Raw genomic sequence first — 23,402 nt, 5'->3', positions numbered from 1 at the left:
CGTCACCGTGATCAACCGTACGTATGGGCCGGTCTTCTCCGCCCGGCCGTACGCAGTACGCCCACCCGGAACGCAGAGCCTTATGCCCTCCGATGGCTGCGATCGTTCGCTCAACGGAACCTCATATCCGGATAACGATCCCATCACCGAACCTGGGGAAATACGACATTTTCACCCTGTGTGTGAGCTGCATCACTAAAGACCACGCAAACAGCGTGCTAAAAATGCGCAACTCCGCTTCCGGCCCACCCCTCGCCGGACCTCGGAGTGCCGGCACGCACCGGCTTTGCACGGCCAGGGAAGTCGAGGTCCGAGTCCGCGGACCGAACCTCCCAGGGCCATCGATCGGACAACGGATTTCGCTCCATGCCCGCCCGCACTCACACCGTCGCACCGCACTGCGCCGGTTCTGCGCCATCGAGGTAAAGCCTGATGTCACTCGACACCATCACCACCTCCGTAGACGAAGCCGTCAGCGGATTCTTCGAGCCCATCGCCAAGTGGCTCGGAGACATCGTCTTCTACTCCGTCCCCGTCAACGGGACACAGATCCCGCTGATCGTGGCCTGGCTCGTCGTGGCCGGCCTGGTCTTCTCCGGCTGGTTCGGCCTGGTGCAGATACGCAAGTTCCGCCTCGCGGTGAACGTGGTGCGCGGCAAGTACGACGAGGAAGGCTCGGCCGGTGAGGTCAACCACTTCCAGGCCCTGACCGCGGCCGTCTCCGGCACCGTCGGCCTCGGCAACATCGCCGGTGTCGCCGTCGCAGTCTCCATCGGCGGCCCGGGCGCGACGTTCTGGATGATCCTCTGCGGCCTGCTCGGCATGGCCACGAAGTTCGTCGAGGTCACCCTCGGCGTGAAGTACCGCGAGGTGCACGCCGACGGCACGGTCTCCGGCGGCCCGATGCACTACCTGCCCAAGGGCCTGGCCGACCGCTTCGGCGCCAAGGGCCTGAAGCTGGGCAAGGTGCTGGGTGTCCTCGCCTCGGTGATGATCCTCTTCTTCGGCCTCTTCGGCGGCAACCTCTTCCAGGTCAACCAGTCCTACGCGCAGCTCGTCTCCGTCACCGGCGGCGACAGCGGCCTGATGGGATCCTCGGCCGGCGCGCTGTTCTTCGGCATCCTGATCGCCGCCCTGGTCGGCATCGTGCTCCTCGGCGGCATCCGCTCCATCGCCTCCGTGACCAGCAAGCTCGTCCCGGCGATGGCCGGCATCTACATCGTCGCCTGCCTCGTGGTCATCCTGGTCAACGTCTCCGCGGTGCCGTCCGCGCTCTCCTCGATCATCGAGGGCGCCTTCAACCCGCAGGGTGTCGCCGGTGGTGTCCTCGGCGCGCTGATCGTCGGCTTCAAGCGGGCCGCGTTCTCCAACGAGGCCGGTCTCGGCTCCGCCCCGATCGCGCACTCCGCGGTCAAGACCAAGCACCCCGCCAGCGAGGGCCTGGTCGCGCTGCTGGAACCGTTCATCGACACCGTGGTCATCTGCACGATGACCGCCCTGACGATCGTCATCGCCAACCCGGCCAGCTGGGGCGAAGCCCGCGAGGGCAAGGGCCCGGGCGGCGTGACGATCACCTCCGACGCCTTCGCCACGGTCCTGCCCTGGTTCCCGTACATCCTCACCATCGCGGTGATGCTGTTCGCCATCTCCACCGTGCTGACCTGGGGCTACTACTGCATGAAGGCGTGGACGCACCTCTTCGGCCGCAGCAAGACCAGCGAGCTGACCTTCAAGGTCTTCTACACGCTGTTCGCGGTCGCCGGTTCGCTGCTCACCCTGCAGACCCTGATCGACATGGCCGACGCGGTGCTCTTCATGCTCGCCGTCATCAACATCATCGGCCTGTACCTCCTGGCCCCCGTGGTCAAGCGGGAGCTGAACAACTTCCTCGGCTATGTCCGCCGCCGCGACGCCGGCCTCGACACGGACACCGGAGCAGACGAGGACGACGACCGGGAGCTGGTGAAGACCACCGTCTGACCGCCGCCGCGGCCCGGCTCCTGAGCGGGCTCGTACACGCCTCGCGCCTTGGTGTGTACGAGCCCGCTCGCATGCGTTCTTGCAGGTCAGGACCCATCTAGCGAGATCCTGACATCTCCCCTAGGGTGTAAGGACGCGTCAAGGGGGCGGCTGAGCCGCCCTGGACGCGCGGTGTGCCGGGAAGTCTGGTCGGCGTCCTAGGGGCCGTATGCCCATCTCCAGCCGACGCCCCGGAAGGCCCTCCCCATGAGCAGCCCGCGCCCTCGCATCGTCTTCGGCCTCATGCCGTGGCCCGAACGCCAGGCCATCGCTTCCGCCCTGCGCACCGAGACCGTCGGCGGACTCGTCCTCCTCGCCGCAGCCGTCATCGCGCTGATCTGGGCGAACAGCCCGCTGGGCGACGTGTACGAATCGATACGCGACTTCCACTTCGGCATACCCGCCCTCGGCCTGGACCTCTCCGTCGGACACTGGACCGCCGACGGCCTCCTCGCGGTCTTCTTCCTCGTCGCCGGCATCGAACTGAAGCGGGAACTCGTCGTCGGCGAGCTGCGCACCCCCGCCACCGCCGCCCTCCCGGTCATCGCCGCCCTGTGCGGCATGGCCGTACCGGCCGCGCTCTACGCAGCAACCGCTTGGGCGGGCGGCGGCAGCCTCGCCGGCTGGGCCGTGCCGATGGCCACCGACATCGCCTTCGCCCTCGCCGTGGTCGACGACCTCGGCGCCATCCTCATCATCGCGGTCTTCTTCACCAGCGACCTGAACCTCTGGGTCCTCGGCGGAGCCTTCGCCGGACTGGCCCTCTTCTACCTCCTCCAACGGCTCCGCGTCCGGGGCTGGGGGTGGAACGTGCCGCTCGGCATCGCGATCTGGGCGCTCATGTACAACGGCGGTGTCCACGCCACCGTCGCCGGCGTCGCCATGGGCCTCATCCTGCGCACCACCCGGGACAAGGGCGAGACCGTCTCCCCCGCCTCTCGGGTCTCGCACCTGCTACACCCCTTCTCCGCGGGAGTCGCCGTCCCCCTCTTCGCCCTCTTCGCCGCCGGCGTCACCATCTCCGGCCCCGCCCTGGCGGAGGTGTTCACCAGCCCCGAACCACTCGGAATCGTCCTCGGCCTCGTCGTCGGCAAGGTCATCGGGATCTTCCTCGGCACCTACCTGGCCGCCCGCTACACGAAGGCACAGCTCAACCCCGACCTGGCCTGGGCCGACGTCCTCGGCCTGTCCGTCCTCGCCGGCATCGGCTTCACCGTGGCCCTCCTCATCGGTGAACTCGCCTTCCCCGGCCAGACAGTCGGCGAACACGCCAAAGCAGCCGTCCTGATCGCCTCCGTCACCGCAGCCGTTCTGGCAGCCGTACTGCTGCGCCGCCGCAACACGCTCTACAAACGCCTCTACGAGGAAGAGAACCTCGACGCCGACGCCGACGGCATCCCCGACATCTACCAGCGCGAGGAGATGGACCGACCCGCCGCTCAGCACCGCTGACGGCACCGGAGAGGCCATGGCCATCACGCTGCTGAGCATCGCCATCGTGGTGGCGGCTCTCGTCATCCGAACGGCCGTCGCCGAGATCCGCCAACCCGGCAGCGGACGCCGCCAGTGGCAGTTCCTCACCAACCTCCGCGCCCTCGCCACCGGAGCCCTCACCGCCCTCCTCCTCGGCCTCCTCGCGTGGACGACGGCGGGACCCACCGCGGCCCGGGCGGCGCTCGCCGCCGTGCTCGTCGCCTACGTGGCCGGCAGCGACGAGAACAACGACTGACGGTGGCAGTCATACGTCTGAGACGGGAACCGACCTCAGAGGGTTCGGAGTTGAGGAGCCGCCCACCGAAGCTCACTGTCTCCTGCCGGGCTCCGGCAGCATCACCCGTACGCGCGCTGCCGGGGCGCACTCTCACGCCGCCGCCCTATGCGCGAGACCCTGGCAAGCAAGCCACTGCAGGAGGGGAGCGGGAGGCGTCCTACGAATGCGCCCCCGACCGGGGGCGCCTCAGTCCCCTGACAGGCGCGGCTACGGACGGGAGACCGGGGTCATGCTCATCGAGGGGCCAGACCGGAAAACCTGAGGGCCTCGCAGGTCCGCACGTCGGGTCCTCTGACGTGGGTGGCCGCGGACTACGGACGAGCCGTCGCGGCGGTATAGGAACGAGCGTGCTCCGGTGCATTGCCCCAGCCTTGTGACGGCATCCCGAACACCCTGGGCTGCTCTCGGCACTTTGGGTAAGCGAGAAGCAGCGGGTGGCATCAGGAGGGGCGAGAAGAACGGGAACGGACTGCGGAGACAATCGAGATCGAACTCTCCGCTCCCCCGCCGGCCAACCCGTCGGATGGGGCGCCGAGGGCGGGCTCGTTCGGAGCCCGCCCCACAGGAAGGAGCGAGCATGTCCGCGTTGATGTCGATGGCTGCGGGCCTCTGGTACGCAGCCATCGCGGTCCTCGTATGTGATGGCAAGCCGCTGGCACTCCTCTTCACCGCCACATTCGGCGCCGCCGGCTTCATACTCGCCTCGGCTGGGACCCGCCTGCTGACCGGCCACGCGGATCAAGCTGCCCTTGCCCGGCGGGGCGCGTGGCTCGCGCTAGTCACCACCGCTATGGCGCTGGCCCTCTGGGCTGTCCAGATCACGCTCTCGGGCGCGCCTGCCACCTTCGCGCGACTCGGCATCTCGCACGGGGCCTTGTGGTACGTCGCCTTGGTGGTGGCTCCCGGAGTCCTGACCTTGCTACTCGTCCGCACCCGCGCCCCCACCCGGTAACGCCGACGCGGCTTGTCCCACACTCACCGGCGCACCCGCAGAGCCCGATGCCTGAGGTCGCCCATCGTCGACCATCGCTCTGAGGACCTGGCCGCGGAACGCGACACGCCCCCGCTCCCCACCCACCAAGATCCGGGCCAGTTGCGGACCAGCACCGGCCCATCGAAGGCAGATTGCTTCATTTTGCCTGCTCAGGGCGGGTGTGGCACGTGTACCACCAGCAGACGAAGAATCTGCCGGTATCCAGGGTCCGAGTCCAGCGGGAGTCCGGTCGTCTCTGTGTCCCGGCCCACTGCCCTGCGGCATACCGGGGTGGGTCGAACACTCGGATTCGGTCACCGCGGTGTGCCGGCCAACGCCCAGTGTGAATCGGGCCCGAGAGGCGGAACTCAGACTGATTCTCCGGGCTTCCGCTTTGCCCCGCCTCGACCACAATCAGGTCGCGCTCAACGCAGCGTAACCAGCACCGAACCAGCACGGGACGGGTTGCGAGGGGTGCTGACGTGGGGTTTCGGGTCAGCACCAAACCAGCACGGGACTCAGCACCGCCCACCCAAAAGAGCTCTAACTCTGCAATTCCGACAGGGCTTCACGACCCCGTTCCGGAGGGAATGCGGGGCATGCGTTTGGGCATGTGGTGCGCACCTACATCAGTCGTGGCCCGATTGTGATGGCGGGCCACATATGCGGGTGACCTGCGGACTTCTACGTTGTGGCCACACCCGACGTCCCCGCAGACACCCTGGAAGTGGTGCACATGGTCTCCCCCGGAACCGCCCCTAACGCTCCATCCGGAATCCGGCGGATCGTTGCCGCCAGCCTGATCGGGACCACCATCGAGTGGTACGACTTCTTCCTCTACGGGACCGCCGCGGCCCTGGTCTTCAACAAGCTGTTCTTCCCCACCGCCGATCCGCTCACCGGGACCCTGATCGCCTTCCTCACCTATGCCATCGGGTTCCTGGCCCGGCCCCTCGGCGGGGTCGTCTTCGGGCACTTCGGGGACAAGGTCGGCCGCAAGAAGCTGCTGGTGCTGAGCCTGCTCATGATGGGCGGGGCGACCTTCGCGATGGGGCTGCTGCCCACCCACGCGAGCATCGGGGTCGGCGCTCCGATCCTGCTCACCGTGCTGCGCCTGGTGCAGGGGTTCGCGCTCGGCGGCGAGTGGGGCGGGGCCGTGCTGATCGTCTCCGAGCACGGCGGTGCCGAACACCGCGGGTTCTGGGCCTCCTGGCCGCAGTCGGGGGCACCCGGGGGCAATCTGCTGGCCACCGGGGTGCTCGCGCTGCTCGCGGCCGTGCAGACGGACGCGGCGTTCCTCTCCTGGGGGTGGCGGATCCCCTTCCTGCTCTCCGGGGTCCTCGTGGTGGTCGGGCTGTGGATCCGGCTGTCCGTCTCGGAGTCACCGGTCTTCCTCGCCGCACAGGCCGAGGCCGCCAGCGGGCCCGCGGAGGAGAGGGCGCCCGTCGTCCAGGTGTTCCGCAAGGACTGGCGGCAGGTGCTGACCGCCATCGGCACCCGGTTCGGCGAGAACATCTCGTACTACGTCCTCACCTCCTTCCTCCTCGTCTACGTCACCACCCACCTCGGCCTCCCCAAGACCACCGCGCTCAACGCGCTCCTGATCGGCTCGGCCGTCCACTTCGTCACCATCCCCGCCTGGGGCGCGCTGTCGGACCGGATCGGCCGCCGGCCTGTGACGCTGATCGGGTCGGCCGGCATGGCCCTGTGGGCGTTCGCCTTCTTCGCCCTGGTGGACTCCGAGTCGTTCGCCGTCATCACCCTGGCCGTCACCGCCGGGCTGCTCCTGCACGGCGCCATGTACGGGCCGCAGGCCGCCTTCGTCTCCGAGATGTTCGACACCAAGGTCCGCTACTCCGGGGCCTCGATGGGCTCCCAGCTCGCCTCGATCGTCGCGGGCGCCCTCGCCCCGATCATCGCCGTCGAGCTCCTGAAGGAGTACGGATCCTCCGTGCCGGTCTCCGTCTACCTGTCCGCGGCCGCCGTCGTCACCACCATCACGGTCGCCTTCGCCCGCGAGACCCGGGGCCGGGACCTGTCGGTCCCGAAGGCGGGGGCGGCGGAGTCCGGGGACGGGGGCGGGTACGCGGCCCGGTCCGCCTCCGCGGCCACGCTCTCCGACCCTGCCTGACTCCGCCCGCCGAGGCGGACCTGCGGTGCCGCCCGCCGTGACCGGAGTTCCCCTCACGGCGGGCGGCCCCTCTCACCACCCCGCGCCGAAGGGCTGCCAGCATGGCCCACGTGAACGATTCCGCCGAGCCCGCCGAGCCCGCGATCCGGCCCGAACCCGCACCCGCACCCGCACCCGCGCTCAACTCCGGCCCCGGCAACGGACTCGCCTCCGCCCCGGCGGCCGTGCCCCCGGGCGGAGCCCTGGCCGCGGCCGCCCTGCGCAGGCTCCTCGGGCTGCTCGCCCAGGGCGCGCCGGCCGAGCACTTCGCCCGGCCCGGCGCGCAGGCCCGTACCGCCGGGGCCGAACCGGCCGAGCAGGCCGTCGTGGAGGAGGCGACCCGGGTCGCCCTCGACATCCGCCGCACCCTCGACCAGCACCGGCGGCGCGAGGCGGAGCTCACCGCCCTCTTCGACACGGCCGGCGACCTCGCGGCGCTGCGCGACCTCGACGCGGTGCTACGGGCCATCGTGCGGCGGGCCAGGACCCTGCTCGGTACGGACGTCGCCTACCTCACGCTCAACGACCCGCTCGCGGGAGACACGTTCATGCGCGTCACCGACGGCTCCGTCTCCGCCGCCTTCCAGCAGCTGCGGCTCGGCATGGGCGAAGGGCTCGGCGGCCTGGTCGCCCAGACCGCCCGCCCGTACGCCAGCGCCGACTACCGCTCCGACGACCGCTTCCGGCACACCACCACCATCGATTCGGGTGTGCGCGAGGAAGGACTGCGGGGCATCCTCGGGGTCCCGCTGCGCGTCGCCTCCCGGGTGATCGGAGTGCTCTACGCCGCCGACCGGTCGGTACGGGACTTCGCGCCCGACGCGGTCGCGCTGCTCTCCTCACTGGCCGACCACGCCGCCGTGGCCATCGACGGGGCGCGGCTGCTGGAGGAGACCCGTACGGCCCTGGCCGAGCTCAACTCCGCCACCGAGACCGCCCGGGCCCACAGCGAGGCCGCCCGGCTGGCCACCGAAACCCACGACCGGCTCACCGATCTGGTCCTGCGCGGCGGGGACGTCACCGATGTGGCCCGGGAGGTCGCCGCGCTGCTCCGGGGCGGACTGGTGGTGCACGACGCAGACGGCGCCGAGCTCGCCCGGGTCGCCACCGAACCGATCGGCCCGCCCGCCCGGGGGGTGGCCGCCTCGCGGTCCGGCGGCCGGGCGGTCGCGGTGGACGGGGTGTGGGTCTGCGCTGTCCTGGCCGGTCCCGAACTCCTCGGCAGCATCGCCCTGACGGGCCGGGCGGACCTGTCGGACACCGACCGGCGGCTGTTCGAACGCACCGGCCTGGTCACCGCGCTCCTCCTGCTGCTGCGCCGCTCGGTGGCCCACGCCGAGGACCGGGTGCGCGGCGAGCTGCTCAGTGACCTGCTGACCCCGCAGAGCCCGGGGCGCACCCGCGACACCGGAAGCCAGACCATCCGGGCGCGCAAGCTCGGCGTGAACCTCGCGCGCCCGCACTGCGTCCTGGTGCTCCACTGCGACGCGGCCCTGCGGCCCCGGCTGTCGGCGGAGGCCGCGCGGCGGGCCCGCGCGCTCGACGGGCTGTCCGGACTGCACGAGGGCCGCATCGTGCTGCTCGCCCCGGCGGAGCGGCCGGGGCAGCTCGCGCAGTCCCTGGCGGCGGAGCTGGGGCAGTCGCTCGGCGCTCCCGTCACCGTGGGCTCCGCCGGCCCGGGCGACGGGCCGGGCGGTCTGCCGTCCGTGCACGCCGAGGCCGTCCGCTGCCTCCAGGCCCTGCACGCCCTGGGCCACACCGGCCACGGAGCCGCCCTGCCCGACCTGGGCTTCGTGGGCCTGCTGCTCGGGGACCGCGGTGACGTGGGCGGGTACGTCCACCGGGTGCTCGGCCCCGTCATCGAGTACGACGCCCAGCGCGGCACCGAGCTGGTCCACACGCTCCAGGCCTACTACCTCCACGGCGCGAGCCTCTCGAAGGCCAAGGACGCCCTGCACATCCACGTCAACACGGTCGTACAGCGCCTCGACCGGATCCGCCGCCTCCTGGGCGAGGACTGGAACTCCCCCGCCCGGGCCCTGGAACTCCAACTCGCCCTGCGCCTGCACCTCCTGGCGAAGCCGGGCCCGACGCCCGCGATCCAGGCCGGTCATGACCGGTCGGACCCACAAGCTCCCCTCGCCTAAGGCCGGTTGCCGGGAACACCGGCCGGCCTGCGGACCTGGCCCCGGAAGGCATCCGAGGAGCTCCGCACCCGCGACGGCTCGGCAGGGAGCCTGTACGCTCTGGCCGTGCTTGAGACGCCGGGCAAGGGGAGTTCGGGCGATCTGCCCGAGTGGTTCGCGCCGCCGAGGATGATCGGCGGATTCGTTGCGGGACCGGTGGTCATCTGCCGGTCGGACCGGCTCGTGGTGGCCGTCCGGCAGGTGCTGGCCTATCCGGTCGGCCTCGAGATCGAGGTCGAAGCGCACGCGCGTGGAGCATCGCCCGGCGGGCCGTCCGGCGACGCGGCGGACGTGGACCTCACCGGGCCGTCCCAGCCGCTGTTCCGGCTCGGGTTCGCCGACGGCGGCGACGTGCTGCAGGACGACGAGACCGGATTGCGCGGCGGGCGGGGGCCCGTGATGTCGTTGAGCAGGTTCGAGGGCAGTTCGGACGGTCCGGACAACGGCGAGGACGTACGCCTGTCGCTGTGGCTGTGGCCGCTGCCCCCGCCGGGTCCCCTCACCCTGTCGTGCTCGTGGCCGCGCCGAGGGCTCCAGGATTCCGGCGTCGTCCTGGACCTGGACGCCGACGCGGTCCGGTCCGCGGCGCTGCGGGCCCAGCCGTTCTGGCCCGCGGGCTCCTGAGTCCCGGGGCCCGAACGCCCGGGCCCTGACCGCCGGGCCCGAACGGCCCGGCCCGAACGGCCCGAACGGCGCAGGCGGCCGGCTGCCGCCTCAGTCCTGACCGGCCCCGGACGCCGTCCCCGACGCGGCCTCCGCAGCCGCCCCGACCGCCGCTTCCGGGGCGCCCTCCGACCCCCCCTGCACGTCCACGATGCGTCCGTCGCGCAGTTCCACCACCCGGTCCGCCAGCTCCATCAGCGCCGGGTCGTGCGTCGCGACGAGCGCCGTGACCCCCTCGCTGCGCACCACGGCCCGCAGCAGTCGCATGATCTGACGGCCCGTATCGGAGTCGAGCTGGCCCGTCGGCTCGTCCGCGATGATCAGGTCGGGTTCGTTCGCCAGCGCGCGGGCCACGGCGACCCGCTGCTGCTGGCCGCCGGAGAGTTCGCCGGGGCGCTGCTCGGTGTGGTCCGACAGGCCGACGAGCGCGAGCAGGGTGCGGGCCCGCTCCTCACGCTGCTTGGCCGGCACCTTGCGCAGCCGCATCGGGACTCCGACGTTCTCGGCGGCGGTCAGGGCGGGGATCAGGCCGAAGGACTGGAACACGAAGCCGATCCGGTCGCGGCGCAGTGCGAGGCGGCCGTCCTCGTCCAGGCCGGCCAGGTCGGTGCCGTCGAGGGCGACGCTGCCGTCGGTGGGGGTGTCGAGGCCGCCGACCAGGTTCAGCAGGGTGGTCTTGCCCGAGCCCGACCGCCCCTTGAGCGCGGTGAGTTCGCCGCGGCGGACTTCGAAGGACACTCCGCGCAGTGCGTGGACGGCCTGCGGGCCGGTGCCGAAACTGCGTCGCAGTCCTTCGACGACCACCATCGGCGGCGCCACTTCGTCCTGCGGCCGCTCCTGCTGCTGCCGCTCCTGCTGCTGCGTCATGCTGCGACTCCCCCTGGAAAGATTCCGGCCCCCGGAACGGCTCGATCGGCGTGATCGCGGTCCCGCCCCGTCGATTTGTTCATTCGATGCACCATTCACGCAAGTCCCTTCCGCTATCTGTTCGAATCTGGCAGCATCGTCCGCTATCCGGGGCCACCAGTCCGGTGCGGGGGAGGAACAGGCACATGCTCGGCTTCGTCGTGCGCCGGCTGCGCGGGCGATTGCCGCTCGCAGCCGCCGTGCTGCTGACCGTTTTGATCACCACGACGGTGCTGACGGCGCTCTTCGCGTTCACCCGCACCGTGGGCGACGCGGGACTGCGCCAGGCCATCCGGGGACCCGGCCACGCACGCAGCACCGTACTGGTCACCGGTGGGCACCCGGCGGCCGACCGCGCCAAGGACGACGAGGCGGTACGGGGCTTCGCGCGCGAGCTGTTCGGCCCGCTGCCGGCCGCCGCCGAGAGCGTGGCGCGCAGCCGTTCGTACGGACTGCCGGGCCCCAACACCCCCGGCAAGGAAGCCGACCTGACGCTGCTGGCGGCCTTCGCCAAGGAGCGCGTACGACTCCTCGCGGGTGCGTGGCCGCAGCCCGTCGCGGGACCGGTCTCCGGTCCGGGCGTTCGCGTGCCCGTAGCCGTGCCCAAGGCGGCACTGGACCGGCTCGGCCTGGCCGAGGGGGCGCTGCCCGCCGAGGTGCGCCTCGCCGACCGGTACGGCGGCTCCCCCCTGACCGTGCTGGTGACCGGCGTCTACCGGCCCGCCGACCCGGAGTCCCCGTACTGGCGGCTCGATCCACTCGGCGGCCGCGGACTCCAGGTGGCCGGGTTCGCCACGTACGGCCCGCTGCTGGTGGACGATTCCGCGTTCACCGCCGGCGGCCTGCCGCAGGACAGCCGCGCGGTGCTCCTCACCCCCGACTTCGCCACCGTCGACCCCGCCGGGGCCGAGGCGGTGCGGGACCGGACGGCCAAGGCCTCCGAAGCGCTCCTGCGGGTCTCCGGCCTGCGCTCCGACACCCAGCTCCCGGTGCTGCTCGGGGAGCTGGGGTCGGGTCTGACCGTAGCCCGGTCCACCCTCCTGGTCGGGGCCCTGCAACTCGCCGTCCTGGCCGGAGCGGCGCTCCTGCTCGTGTCGCACCTGCTGACGGAGCGCCAGGCCGGGGAGCGCGCGCTGCTCACCGCGCGCGGCGCCTCCCGCCGACGGCTCGGCGTGCTCACCGCGGCCCAGTCGCTGCTGCTGGCGCTGCCCGCCGCGCTCCTCGCGCCGCTGCTGACCCCGTCGCTGCTGCGCCTGCTCGGCGGTTACGGCTCGCTGGCCCACGTCCCCTTCGACGTGACCCGGAGCTGGCTGCTCTGGCCCGTCGCGGCGGGCTGCGCCCTCGGCTGCGTCGCGCTGACCACCCTGCCCGTGGTGCTGCGCGGAGCCGCTGCCGCCGCCCTGCACCGGACCGGCCGCCGCCAGGCGCTCGTCGCCGGTGCCGCCCGCTCCGGCGCGGACCTGGCACTGGTGGCCCTGGCCGTACTCGCGTACGAGCAGCTCTCCCGGTACGGGGCGGGCGCGCCCGGCCCGGCGGCGGCCCGGTCCGGCGGGCTGTTCGGCGTGGACCCGGTACTGGTCGCCGCGCCGACGCTGGCGCTGTGCGCGGGCACGCTGCTGGTGCTGCGGCTGCTGCCGTTCGCGGCGCGGCTCGGCGCGCGGATCGCCGCCCGGGGCCGGGGCCTGGGTCCGGCGCTCGTCGGCTGGCAGCTCGCCCGCCGGCCCGGACGGGCCACCGGGCCGGTGCTGCTGCTCGTACTCGCCGTCTCCAGCGGGGTCCTCGCCCTGGGCCAGCACACGGCCTGGTCCGATTCCCAGCGCGACCAGGCCGACTTCACCACGGCCGGGGGCCTGCTGATCTCCCGCAGCGACCTGCCCGCGATGGGCCGGGGCGGCCGGTACGCGGCGCTGCCCGGCGGGGAGCGCGTGATGCCGGTGCTGCGGACCCCGCACGAACTGCCGGGCGGGCGCACCGGACAGGTGATGGCGCTGGACGCGGCGGCCGTCGCCGACCGGGTCGGCCTGCGGGCCGACCTGCGTGACGGGCGCGGCATGCGGGAGCTGTTCGCCCCGCTCGCACCCGCGCCGACCCAGCCCTCCCCGGGCACGGCCGCCGCCACCACCGGCATCCCCCTCCCCGGCCACCCCCAGCGCATCGACGTCTCCGTCTCGGTCCGGTCCACCGGCGCGGGCGGCCGGCCCGGCCTCAGCCTGCTGCTGCGCGACCGGTTCGGCATCACCTACCGGGCTGCGATGGCCCAGCTCCCGGAGAGCGGCCACGCCACCGTGCCGATGTACATCGGCTCGCTGATCGGCGCCCCGGTCGGGTCGGCCGCCACTCCGCTGAGCGTGGCCGGGCTCGTATTCTCGTACGACCGGGAAGGCACGCTCCCGGGCACCGACCTGAACAACGGCGCCGAGCTCGATCCGCGCAAGCCCGGCGAAGTGGTCAAGATCTTCGACGAGTTGACGGTACGGAGCCTCGCGGTCGCGCAGACCCAGGACGGCGCGGCCGTCCCGGTCGCCGCGGCCGCACCCGGCTGGAATCTGTCGGCTCCGTCGCTCACCGACGGCAGCCCCTCCGCCGAACTGCTCCCGGCCGGACCGGCCGCGGGCGGCCCCGAGCTGGTCCGGCTGCGCTACCGCGACGGTTCCGGCGAACGCGGAGGCGTGGAGGCCGATCTGACGCCGGGTCCCGCTCCGGCCGCCGAGGTACCGGGCATCGCCACCCGGGCGTACCTCGATGCGATCGGCGGGGCCGTGGGCGATCTGGTCCCCGTCCAGCTGGGCGGCGCCACCCTTCCGGTCCGGATCACCGCCGCGATCGGTTCGCTGCCCGTCGCGGGGGACACCGCGATCGCCGTCGACCTGGCCACCGCGGGCCGGGTGCTCGCGGCCGGCGGTCTGGAGCTGCCGACGCCCGGCGAGTGGTGGCTGCCGGCCGCCTCCGCCGACGATCCGGCGCCGGCCCGGGCCGCCGCCGAACTGCGCTCCGGCGCGGGCTCCCAGCAGGTGCGGCTGCGCGGCGAAGTGGCCGCGACCCTGCTCGACGACCCGCTCAGCGCGGGCCCGCAGGGCGCGCTCGCCGCGCTCGCCGTGGCCTGCGCGGTCCTCGCGGCGATCGGCTTCGCGGCCTCCGCCACGGCGGCCGTCCGCGAGCGGGCCCGGGAGTTCTCGGTACTGCTCGCGCTGGGGGCCCGGCGCCGGGACCTGGCCCGTACGGCCACGGCCGAGAGCTGTGTGCTGGTGGGGCTCGGAACCACCGTCGGGCTGGCGCTGGGCGTGGTCATCGTCCATCTCGTCGTACCGCTGACCGTGCTGACGCCGGCCGCGGGCCGCCCGGTACCGGAGGTGCTGGTGGACCTGCCCGCGGCACGGACCCTGCTGCTCGCCGCCGCCATCGCGGCGGTCCCGCTGCTGTCGGCGGTCTTCGGCGGCCGGCGCAATCAGAACCGCTCGAACACAGCCGACCGGCTGCGGCACGTGGAGGACATATGACCGGGCCGGCCCCGACCGACGCCGACCGGCGGACCCCGGGCGACGCGGACCCGGCGCGGACCGGCCCGCGGGGATCGGCCGGGACCTCCCGGCCCGCCCCGCCCCCGCCCGCGCCCTGGGTGCGGACCCGGCTGCGCGCGACCCCGCTGAGCACGCTGCTCGGCGCGGCCCTGGCCTTCGTCGCCGTCCTGCTCGCCGCCGCGCTGCCGCGCGCCGTGGACCGGGGCACGGACCAGGCGCTGCGCTCCTTCCTGGAGTCCCGCGGCCCCGGCCAGACCAGCCTGACGTTGACCGCGCGCCCCCGCTACGGGGAGCAGTCCCCGCAGGAGCTGGACGAGGTACTGGCCACCCTGGTGGCCCGGACCGCCCCCGGTTTCGGCGTCGCTCCCGAGGGCCCCGTCCACGGGACCTCCGCCGACGCCCGTTCCCTGTCCACTCCCGGACTCGCCGCCCCCGAGGGCATGCCTCCCCAGCTCGGGCTCTACCATCTGCGCGAGGCCGCCGACCACGTCCGGCTGGTCGAAGGGCGCTGGCCGGGTGCCGCCTCCACGCCGGGCGGTCCCATGGCCATCGCGCTGTCGCAGAGCGCGGCGAAGACCCTCGGCGTACGGGTCGGGATGGTGCTGGAGACCACCACCGGCGAGGCCATGACCACCGTCAAGGCGGAGGTCGTCGGCCTCTACACCGCGAACGACGCGGCCGAGGACTTCTGGACCGACACCGGCTGCCTCACCCGCGCCTGCCTGCTCCAGACCTCCACCCACCCGCCGATCCCGTACTGGCGCACGGCGGCCCTCACCGGCCCGGAGGCACTGGACGGGCTCGCCCGGTGGGGCGAGGGGCACGCCCGGGACTTCTGGCGGATCCCCGTCGACACCGGGACCCTGCGGGCCGATCAACTGCCCGCCACCGCGAAGGCGGTCGCGTCCTACGTGAACGGCCCGACCGCGACGCGCCTGACGCGGGAGACCCACCGGAGCGATCTGCGCGTCACCTCCCGCCTGCCCGAACTGTTCACGCTGGCCGAGGCCCGGCGCCAGGCGGCCGCGCCGCTCGGCGCGATGGGTCCGGCCGGGGTGGCCGGGGTGGCGTTCGTGGTGTTCTGTCTGGCGGCCGGACTGACCGGGGACCGCCGGGAGGCCGAACTGCGCCTGCTGCTGGCCCGCGGCGGCTCGCGCGCGGGCATCGTGCGCCGACTGCTCGCGGAGAACGCCGTCACGGTCCTGCCCGCCGCCGCGCTCGCGACGGTGCTCGCCGTGGTCCTGCTCCCGACGCCCCGCCTGGCGGGCACCCTGCTGGCCGCCGCGGCGGCCACGGTCCTGGCGCTGCTGGCCTTCCCGCTACGGGCCGCCGTACTGCTGTCGCCGAGGCGCGGGCCGGGCCCCCGACGGCGCCTCGTCGCCGAGCTGCTCGTGCTGGCCGCCACCGCGGCCGCCGTGCACGAGGTGCAGTCGCGCGGGGTCGCCCCGGCCGGCGCCGGAGCGGACCCGCTGCTGATCGCCGCCCCGCTGCTGCTCGCGCTCTGCGGCGGCCTGCTGCTGGCCCGGCTCCAGCCCGCCCTGGTCGGGGCCATGGCCCGGGCGGCCGGGCGGGGTCCGGGACTGATCGGCTTCCTCGGGCTGGCGCGCGCCGCGCGGGGCACCGCGGGGCGGGCCCGCCCCTCCGTACTGCCGCTGATCGCGATGCTGCTGGCCGTGACCACCGGCGGCTTCGGCGCCACCGTGCTGGACGCGGTGGGCGACGCCCGGCTCCGGACGGCGCGCGAGGCGGTCGGCGGCGACGCGCAGATCTCGGCGCCCAGCGGCACGCTTCCGCAGCCGCTCGTCAACGCCGCGGCCGCGCTGCCCGGCGTACGGGCCTCGGTGAAGGTGTGGAGCGACGACAACGTCTTCCTCACCGGCACCAAGGCGGGCAACACCCAGATCTCCGTGATCGTCGCGGACCCCGTGGAGTACGCGAAGCTGTCCGGCGCCGTCGGGCGCGGCCGGTTCGATCCGGCGGTCCTGGCGACGGGCGCCGCGGGTACCTCGGGCGCGACGGTACCCGCGCTGATCAGCGGGGACCTCGCGGCGGACGACACCACCGGCTACCGGCTGCGGCTGGAGAACGGCGGGGAGCTGCAGCTGAAGGTCGTGGGCGTGCTCGACGGCACGCCCGCCCGGCCGGGCGCCAAGTCCACCACCGTGGTGCTGCCCGCCGGTCCGGTGCTGGCCGCGGTGCCCCAGATGGGGCTGCCCAACTACTGGTTCGCGCTCGGCGGGATCAGCCAGCACCGGCTGGAGCAGCTGGTCCGCGCCCAGGACCCGGCGGCCGCCGCCGAGCGGTACCGCATCCGTACCAGCAGCGCGGCGGCGGACGAACTGGGCTCCGACCCGCTCCAGCGCTCCGCCGAGCGGCTCTTCTGGGCCTCCCTGGCCGGCGCCGCGGGCTTCGCGTTGCTGGCCGTCCTGCTGACCCTGGTCAGGGCCGCACCCGACCGTGCGGCGCTCCTGGCGCGACTGCGCACGATGGGGCTGCGGCCCCGGCAGGGGTTGCTGCTGATCCTGGCGGAGTCGGTGCCCCTGGCGCTGGCCGCCGCACTCGGCGGCGCCCTGGTCGCGGTGGGCGCCGTCGCCCTGCTGGGCCCGGCCGTGGACCTGTCGACGCTGGTCGGCGCGAAGGTGGCGGCCGGCCTGCCGGTCCTCGTACGGCCCGTGCTGACCCAGGCCCTGGGCCTGGCCGTCCTGGTCTCGGGGGCCGTGCTCGCGGAGGCGGCGGTGTCCGGCAGGCGACAGATCACGACCGAGTTGAGAGCGGGAGACCAGCGGTGAACAGCGAACAGCCCACCTACGACGAGCTGCGGCAGCAGGCCCTGGCCGCTGCCGCGCCCCGCAAGCACGGCGCGGACACGGCCATCGCCTGCGACCGCCTGGTGCGGATCTTCAGCACGGACGGGGTCGAGGTACAGGCCCTGCAGGGGCTGGAACTGACCGTGCGGCAGGGCGATCTGATGGCCCTGGTCGGCGCGTCGGGCAGCGGCAAGTCCACGCTGCTGAACATCCTGGCGGGCCTGGACGTGCCCACGGCCGGCACCGCCAGCGTCGGCGGCTACGACCTGCTGGAGATGTCCGCGCGCGACCGGCTGCGCTACCGGCGCGAGGCGGTCGGGTTCGTCTGGCAGCAGACGGCCCGCAACCTGCTCCCCTTCCTGACGACGGCGCAGAACATCGCCCTGCCGATGCAGTTGAAGGGCGGCCGGCGCGCGGCCGCCAGACGGCACGCGGTCCGCACCGGCGAGCTCCTCGAAGCCCTGGAGATCGGTGAGCTGGCGGACCGCCGGCCCGCCGAGCTCTCGGGCGGCCAGCAGCAGCGCGTGGCCATCGCGGTGGCTATGGCGAACGATCCGTCGGTGCTGCTCGCCGACGAGCCGACCGGTGAGCTGGACTCCGAGACGGGCGGCGCGATCTTCGAGGCGTTCCGGACCGTCAACCGGGAACTGGGCGCGACGGTGGTCATCGTGACCCACGACCCGCTCGTGGCGGGCGAGGTCCGGCGCACGGTGGCGATGCGCGACGGCCGCACGAGCAGCGAGGTGCTGCGCCGCACGGTCACCGACGAGCACGGCGCCGAGTCGGTGAGCGAGCGCGAGTACGTGATGCTGGACCGTACGGGGCGGGTCCAGCTCCCGCAGAAGTTCCTGGAGGCGCTGGGGATGGAACACCGGGTGGCGGTGGACCTGGCCGGGGACCACATCGAGCTGCGTCCCGACGACGCCTCGGCGCCGGGCCGGGGCGAGGCTGTGGGCCGGGACGAGGCGGCGGGCCCGGACGAGGCGGCGGGCCCGGCCGCGGGCTGACCCTGGAGGGGGACGAGGATGACGGAGCCGTGGGTGACCGGTCTGGTCAACGGCATCCTGTACAACGCGAAGTTCCGCAACGCCGGTTCGGAGCTCGACGGGGAACTGGTACGCCGCTTCGCACTCGGCATGCGCGAGGAGCCGATCAGCCCGCAGCCCCTGCCCCGGCAGGCCGCGGGCCTGCGCGAAGCCGTGGTCTCGGACTCCGCACTCGCCTCGGCGTTCGCGCCGTACCCGGGACAGCGGCCCTACGCCGAGTCCGAGTTCCGCACCTTCCTGACCCGCCTCGCGGACGTGCTCGACGCCCAGGACCCACCCGGCGCCCAGGGCGCGCCCCGCACTCCGGACGAGCCCGCCGCCCAGCCGGCGCCGGACACCCCGCGCACCCCGCGCCCGCGCGGCCTGCGCGCCTTGCTGCGGCGGCCGCGGTGAACCCGGCCCTGGCGGCGGTGCTCGCGGAGATCGACGCGGTGGACTGGTCCGCGCACACCGGCCGGCGCCGCGTCTGCGACACGGGCGGCGAGCTGCGTCGGCTGGCCGGGGCCCGGCTGCTCAACGAGGCGGCGAGCGCGGGGACCCGGCTGCTGGAGGACAGCGCGCTCGTCGACGACTTCGAGCTCACCCTCGGCCCGGCGTGCGTGCCGGCCGTGCCGATCCTGCTGGGCATCGCCGAGCACGGCAGCTCCCCGGCGGCCGCGGCCGCACTGGGCGTGCTCGACGGCATCCTTGACCGCTCCCCCGAGCCCGGCGCCGAGCGGACCGCAGGGGGCGTGCTGCAGTGCTGCGCCGTGGCCGACCTGGTGCGCGCTCACCCGCTCAAGCCCGGCGGACCCGCCCGCCGCGACCGCGAGCTGCGCGCCGCCCTGGACCGGCACTGGCGGTTCGAGGTGCTCCGCGTGCTGGACGCCGGCGCCGGGTGGAGCATCGCCCACGGGCTGCTCACCGGCCGGCTGACCGGGCCGCCCGCGCACGTGGACCCGTACGGGGACGAGCCGGGCACCCTCACCGTCGAGCCCGGCTGGACGGCGCACACCGGCGAGGGCGAGGCCGTGCTCCGCGTCACCGGGACGTCGGTGGGCGCGGGGCGCGTGCTCCGGCCCGCGCGGTGCGTCGACTGGTGAACCGTCGCGTGCGCGTCACTTCCGTGGCCCGGGTGTCGTTAGGCGCTCGGGGTTGACTCGGGGGTCGAAGGGATGACGGAATGCGGCAGTTTCCTCTGGAGATGCACCACATGGCACCCGGTCGGGTCGTCGAGTGGCGGTTGCGGTCCACGGCGGCGGAGAGCACCGACGCGGGTGGCGCGGCGGACAGGAGGGCCTCCTTCAACCAGGACAAGCACTTCACCGTCGCCGAGGAGAGCCGTGCGGCCGACGATCCCGTCGCATCGTGGATCGCGGTCACCTTCGAGGTCGCGGGCGCACTGGACGAGGACGCCCTGACACACTCGCTGCTGGCCTTCGTCCGCCGGCACGAGGTGCTGCGCTGCGAGTTCCGGCGGCTGGCCGGTGAGTTGGCGTGCGCGCCGATCCCCGCCGCCCAACTGGCCCTGGACACGGCCGAGGTGGCTTCCTTCGACAGCAACGCGGAGCTGACCCGCTTCCTGGTGGATCGGTTCAAGCGGAGCATCGACACCCTGTCGTGGCCGCTGTTCACGATGGGCGCGGTGCTGCGCGAGGACTCGGCGACCGTCTACCTCGCCTTCGACCACATCGTCTGCGACGGCATGTCGATGCCGATCGTGGCCCAGGAGGTGCAGAGCGGCTACGAGGCCCTGCTCCGCGGGGAGCTGCCCGACCCGGCGCCCGCGCCGAGCTATCTCGACTTCGCCGAGGAGCAGCGGCGCCGCTACCTCTCCATCGACGCCGATGACGAACGGCTCGGCTACTGGAAGGAGTTCATCGCGCGCAGCGGTGGCGACTTCTTCCCCCGCTTCCCCCTCGAACTGGGTGTGGAGCCGGGCCGGATGTACTCGATCGTGAACGAGGCCTCCCAGCTGCTGGACGCCGCCGAGGCCGAGGTGTTCGAGAAGGCCTGCCTGGCGGTCGACGGGAAGCCCTTCATGGGCGTGCTCGCCGCCGTCGCCGTCTGCCTGCGCGAGGCGGGCGGTCCGGGCGTCTACCGGGGGTTCATGCCGGTGAGCGAGCGCGGCCGTGCCGCGTGGACGAACTCGGTGGGCTGGTTCGTCAACACGATGCCCGTCGAGTTCGATGCCTCCCCCGGCCGGGACTTCGCGCAGGTCATGGCCTCCGTGCGGGCCGGATTCACCGAGATGATCGGCCACATCGACGTGCCGTTCGTGCGGGCCTGGGAGCTGCTCGCGCCCGAGGAGTTCGCCGCCCGCTCCTGGCCCTACCCGGTCAACTTCTTCTCGTACATCGACATGCGCAAGTGCCCGGGCGCCGAGCGCCACGAGGACTGGCGGCCCACCTCCCACGTGTGGTCGGCCCAGGCCAACGGCGCCTGTTCCTGGTTCCAGCGGGACGCGGACGGGCTGCACATGAACTCGATCTACTCGGACACCCCCGCCGCCCGCCGCACGATGGACGGCTTCCTGGAGGCCCTGCGCGAGACGGTCCGGGAGATCGCCCGGCACGGTTCCTTCCGCCGCCCCATCGCGCTGACCGCGCCGCGCCGGCCGGGGTCCCTGACCCCGCGCGACGTGGCGGCCTTCGCCCGGCGCCCCTGACCGGCCAGGCCTCCGACCCTCCGATCTGCCTGAGCCGCCGCCCCGCCGGAGCCCCGTGGTCAGCCGGACAGGCGGGCGGCGCGCTCGCGCAGCAGGGTCTGCTCCCGGGCGTTGCGGGTGAGGGAGGCGGCGCGCTCGAACTCCGCGCGGGCCTCCGCCCGGCGGCCGAGCCGCTCCAGCAGGTCTCCCCGTACGCTCGGCAGCAAGTGGTAGGTGCGCAGGGCCGGTTCCGCCGCCAGGGCGTCCACCAGGGGGAGCGCCGCCGCCGGGCCTTCGGCCATGGAGACGGCGACGGCCCGGTTGAGCTCGATCACCGGTGACGGGATCAGCAGGACCAGGCGCCCGTAGAGGGTGGCGATGGTCGGCCAGTCGGTGTCCTCGTAGCGGACGGCGTCGGCGTGACAGCCGGCGATGGCGGCCTGGAGGGAGTAGGGGCCGGTGCCCGCCCGGTGCAGGGCTTCGACTCCGCGCCGGATCAGCATCCGGTCCCATTTGGACCGGTTCTGGTCGGCGAGCAGCACCGGCTCGCCGTCCGGGCCGGTGCGGGTGGCGATGCGGGAGGCCTGGAACTCCAGCAGCGCCGCCAGCCCGTGCACCTCGGGTTCCTTGGGCATCAGGCCCGACAGGACCCGGGCCAGGCGCAGCGAGTCCTCGCACAGGGCGGGGCGGACGAGATCGTCGCCGGCCGTCGCCGAGTAGCCCTCGTTGAAGACGAGGTAGATGACCTCCAGGACGGAGGCGAGGCGCTCATCGCGGTCGGCGCCGTACGGGACCTCGAACGGCACCCCCGCTTTCGCCAGTGCCCGCTTCGCCCGGACGATCCGCTGGGCGACCGTCGGTTCGGGGCAGAGGTAGGCCCGGGCGATCTCCTGGGTGGTCAGGCCGCCCATCAGGCGCAGGGTGAGCGCGATCCGGGCGTCCGTGGCGAGGACGGGGTGGCAGGCGGTGAAGATCAGCCGCAGCAGGTCGTCGTCGATGGCCTCGGGGTCCGGGAGCTCGGCCTGGTCCTCGGCCGGCGGGACGTCCTCCAGGGTGCGCCCGACCTCCGCGAGCTTGCGGGCGTAGGTCTCCTTGCGGCGGACGAGGTCGATGGCCCGGTGTTTGGCGGTGGCCATCAGCCAGGCCCCCGGCCGGTCGGGCACACCCGAATCCGGCCACTGTTCCAGGGCCGCGACGAGCGCGTCCTGGGTGATCTCCTCCGCGATGCCGATGTCGCGCACGATCCGGGCAACGCCCGCGATGATCCGCGCGGATTCGATCCTGAACACCGCTTCGACCGCTCGGGTCGTACTCACTGCCGTCACGGCCACCCATCAGAGCAGCCGTGACGGGGCAGGGCAAACGGCGCGACGGTGCGGTCGGTCAGTTCTCGGCGATCTGGCGCAGCTCGATCCCGACGGTCCAGTGCTCGGGGTGGACCTCCAGGAAGCGCTTGGTCCACTCCAGCGCCTCGTCCTTGTCCTTGCACTGCATGAGCGCGTACCCGCCGATGACCTCCTTGGTCTCGGTGAACGGCCCGTCGGTGTAGCTGAGCTTGCCGCCGGACCAGGTGACCCGGGTCCCCTCGGAGGTGGGGAGCAGGCCGGCGGTGTCCAGCATGACCCCGGCCTTGGTGATCTCCTCCAGCAGCCGGCCCATGCGCTGCTCGAAGTCGGCGGGGAAGGGGGTGTCAGGGGTGAGGCTCTGCTCGTCGATGCGGACCATCGAAAGGAAGCGCGGCATGGTGACTCCTCGGTCGGGGAGGACGGGGGCTTTCCCCGCCTCTCACCCCTGCGTCGAACGGGAGACGCCGGGATCGACAGCTTCGCGGAAGAATCTTCGGGCAATTCCGGGACGCGCCCGGGAGCCGGGGATCACGGGCGCGGCGCCGGAGGTTTCCGCGGTCGCCCCGCACGTCACTACCGGCGAGTAGGATCGCCGGGCCCAGGCCCCTCCGAGAGGACCCCCATGCCGCGCATACCTTCCTCGCCGTTCCTGCTCGCCGGTCTGCTGGCCGGGGCGGCGGTGGCGCACGCCGTCGCCCCGAAGCAGTTCGACGCGATCGTGCCGCGCTCGCTGCCCGGCAGCCCGCGCCAGTGGACGTACGCGAGCGGCGTGGCGGAGCTCGCGCTGGCCGCCGGGGTCGCCCACCCGCGCACCCGCCGGGTCGCGGCGCTGGCGACGGCCGCCTTCTTCGTCGGCGTGTTCCCCGCGAACGTCAAGATGGCCGCCGACGCCCGTCACCGCTCCCCCGCCCTGCGGGCCGTGGCGGTGGGCCGGCTGCCGCTGCAGGTCCCCCTGGTGCTGTGGGCCCGCAAGGTCAGCCGGGGCGCGGCGGGCTGACACCGGCCGGGGGCGGCGCGGCGGCCGGTCCCCTCGACGTCGGTGGCCATCCGCGCCCGTCAGCGGCTGTCGCCCGTCCAGTCCCAGTGACCTGGATCGGCCGGGCGCCGGCGGTAGTGGGCGCGGCCGCCCGGGCCGTAGCGCCCTATCTCCGTCGGCAGCCGGGCCTCCTCGTCGAGCTGGGGTCCGCTCCAGCCCGTGACGTCGAGCAGCAGTCCGTCGAGGGGGCCGCCGACGAGCTCTCCGTAGGCGTGTCCCGGCAGCGGACCCGGGTCGGGGTCTTCGTGATCGGCGCCGTAGACCCGGCGCCGGAGCATCCTGTCGTCCATACGGGTCAGCTTCACAGACGGCACTGACAATGCCCTGGCCAGGCG

At 73.4% G+C, this 23,402-nt stretch carries 18 protein-coding genes; 14 read left to right on the top strand and 4 right to left on the bottom strand.

Annotated elements, in window-relative coordinates; translation table 11 throughout:
* Positions 1-432: 432 nt before the first annotated feature.
* The 7 genes from OG904_RS29370 (at position 433) to OG904_RS29340 (ending at position 9,743) form a co-directional block, all read left to right on the top strand.
* Positions 433-1,980, top strand: a complete 1,548-nt coding sequence (locus tag OG904_RS29370) for an alanine/glycine:cation symporter family protein (RefSeq protein WP_405496093.1) — start codon at positions 433-435, stop codon at positions 1,978-1,980.
* Between the two features lie 246 nt (positions 1,981-2,226).
* Positions 2,227-3,471 (top strand): Na+/H+ antiporter NhaA, encoded by a 1,245-nt coding sequence (locus OG904_RS29365; RefSeq protein WP_405496091.1) that lies wholly within the window; start codon positions 2,227-2,229, stop codon positions 3,469-3,471.
* 16 nt (positions 3,472-3,487) lie between these two features.
* Positions 3,488-3,748 (top strand): hypothetical protein, encoded by a 261-nt coding sequence (locus OG904_RS29360; RefSeq protein ID WP_405496089.1) that lies wholly within the window; start codon positions 3,488-3,490, stop codon positions 3,746-3,748.
* Between the two features lie 619 nt (positions 3,749-4,367).
* Positions 4,368-4,742 (top strand): hypothetical protein, encoded by a 375-nt coding sequence (locus OG904_RS29355; protein WP_405496087.1) that lies wholly within the window; start codon positions 4,368-4,370, stop codon positions 4,740-4,742.
* Positions 4,743-5,499: 757 nt separating this feature from the next.
* Positions 5,500-6,894 carry an MFS transporter gene (locus OG904_RS29350; RefSeq protein WP_405498349.1) on the top strand — a complete coding sequence of 465 codons (1,395 nt, stop codon included), beginning with the start codon at positions 5,500-5,502 and terminating at the stop codon, positions 6,892-6,894.
* Positions 6,895-6,995: 101 nt separating this feature from the next.
* Entirely contained in the window at positions 6,996-9,080 is a 2,085-nt protein-coding gene (locus OG904_RS29345; protein ID WP_405496085.1) for a helix-turn-helix domain-containing protein, read from the top strand.
* Between the two features lie 105 nt (positions 9,081-9,185).
* Positions 9,186-9,743, top strand: coding sequence for a hypothetical protein (locus OG904_RS29340; protein ID WP_405496083.1), 558 nt, complete (start codon positions 9,186-9,188; stop codon positions 9,741-9,743).
* Positions 9,744-9,833: 90 nt separating this feature from the next.
* On the opposite strand, the gene OG904_RS29335 is transcribed toward OG904_RS29340, so the two are convergent.
* Entirely contained in the window at positions 9,834-10,649 is an 816-nt protein-coding gene (locus OG904_RS29335) for an ABC transporter ATP-binding protein (RefSeq protein WP_405496081.1), read from the bottom strand.
* A gap of 185 nt (positions 10,650-10,834) precedes the next feature.
* On the opposite strand from OG904_RS29335, the gene OG904_RS29330 reads away from it, so the two are divergent.
* From OG904_RS29330 to OG904_RS29305, 6 genes are all read left to right on the top strand, one after another.
* Positions 10,835-14,185: an ABC transporter permease gene (locus OG904_RS29330; protein WP_405496079.1), complete on the top strand. Its 3,351-nt coding sequence runs from the start codon at positions 10,835-10,837 to the stop codon at positions 14,183-14,185.
* Entirely contained in the window at positions 14,182-16,995 is a 2,814-nt protein-coding gene (locus tag OG904_RS29325; RefSeq protein ID WP_405496077.1) for a hypothetical protein, read from the top strand. Before OG904_RS29330 ends, OG904_RS29325 begins: the two co-directional genes overlap by 4 nt.
* Positions 16,992-18,020 (top strand): ATP-binding cassette domain-containing protein, encoded by a 1,029-nt coding sequence (locus OG904_RS29320; RefSeq protein ID WP_405496075.1) that lies wholly within the window; start codon positions 16,992-16,994, stop codon positions 18,018-18,020. Before OG904_RS29325 ends, OG904_RS29320 begins: the two co-directional genes overlap by 4 nt.
* Positions 18,021-18,038: 18 nt before the next feature.
* Complete coding sequence (locus tag OG904_RS29315) at positions 18,039-18,452, top strand: hypothetical protein (RefSeq protein ID WP_405496073.1); 414 nt, start codon at positions 18,039-18,041, stop codon at positions 18,450-18,452.
* Complete coding sequence (locus tag OG904_RS29310) at positions 18,449-19,141, top strand: hypothetical protein (RefSeq protein ID WP_405496071.1); 693 nt, start codon at positions 18,449-18,451, stop codon at positions 19,139-19,141. The genes OG904_RS29315 and OG904_RS29310 overlap by 4 nt, the downstream gene beginning before the upstream one ends.
* 80 nt (positions 19,142-19,221) lie before the next feature.
* Positions 19,222-20,706 (top strand): condensation domain-containing protein, encoded by a 1,485-nt coding sequence (locus OG904_RS29305; protein WP_405496069.1) that lies wholly within the window; start codon positions 19,222-19,224, stop codon positions 20,704-20,706.
* Between the two features lie 59 nt (positions 20,707-20,765).
* Here OG904_RS29305 and OG904_RS29300 read toward each other — a convergent pair whose 3' ends face one another.
* Complete coding sequence (locus OG904_RS29300) at positions 20,766-22,001, bottom strand: RNA polymerase sigma factor (RefSeq protein WP_405496067.1); 1,236 nt, start codon at positions 21,999-22,001, stop codon at positions 20,766-20,768.
* Positions 22,002-22,068: 67 nt separating this feature from the next.
* Positions 22,069-22,428, bottom strand: a complete 360-nt coding sequence (locus OG904_RS29295) for a YciI family protein (RefSeq protein ID WP_405496065.1) — start codon at positions 22,426-22,428, stop codon at positions 22,069-22,071.
* Between the two features lie 225 nt (positions 22,429-22,653).
* Between OG904_RS29295 and OG904_RS29290 the strand changes: the two genes are divergently transcribed.
* Entirely contained in the window at positions 22,654-23,028 is a 375-nt protein-coding gene (locus OG904_RS29290; RefSeq protein WP_405496063.1) for a hypothetical protein, read from the top strand.
* Between the two features lie 59 nt (positions 23,029-23,087).
* Here the strand turns inward: OG904_RS29290 and OG904_RS29285 are convergent, their stop codons facing one another.
* Positions 23,088-23,357 (bottom strand): hypothetical protein, encoded by a 270-nt coding sequence (locus OG904_RS29285; protein ID WP_405496061.1) that lies wholly within the window; start codon positions 23,355-23,357, stop codon positions 23,088-23,090.
* Positions 23,358-23,402: the final 45 nt, after the last annotated feature.

It is taken from the genome of Streptomyces sp. NBC_00096 (genome assembly GCF_045041305.1).
Taxonomy (GTDB): domain Bacteria; phylum Actinomycetota; class Actinomycetes; order Streptomycetales; family Streptomycetaceae; genus Streptomyces.
Note: the sequence above shows the minus strand (reverse complement) of the source record. Positions and strands in the feature narration are given on the sequence as shown.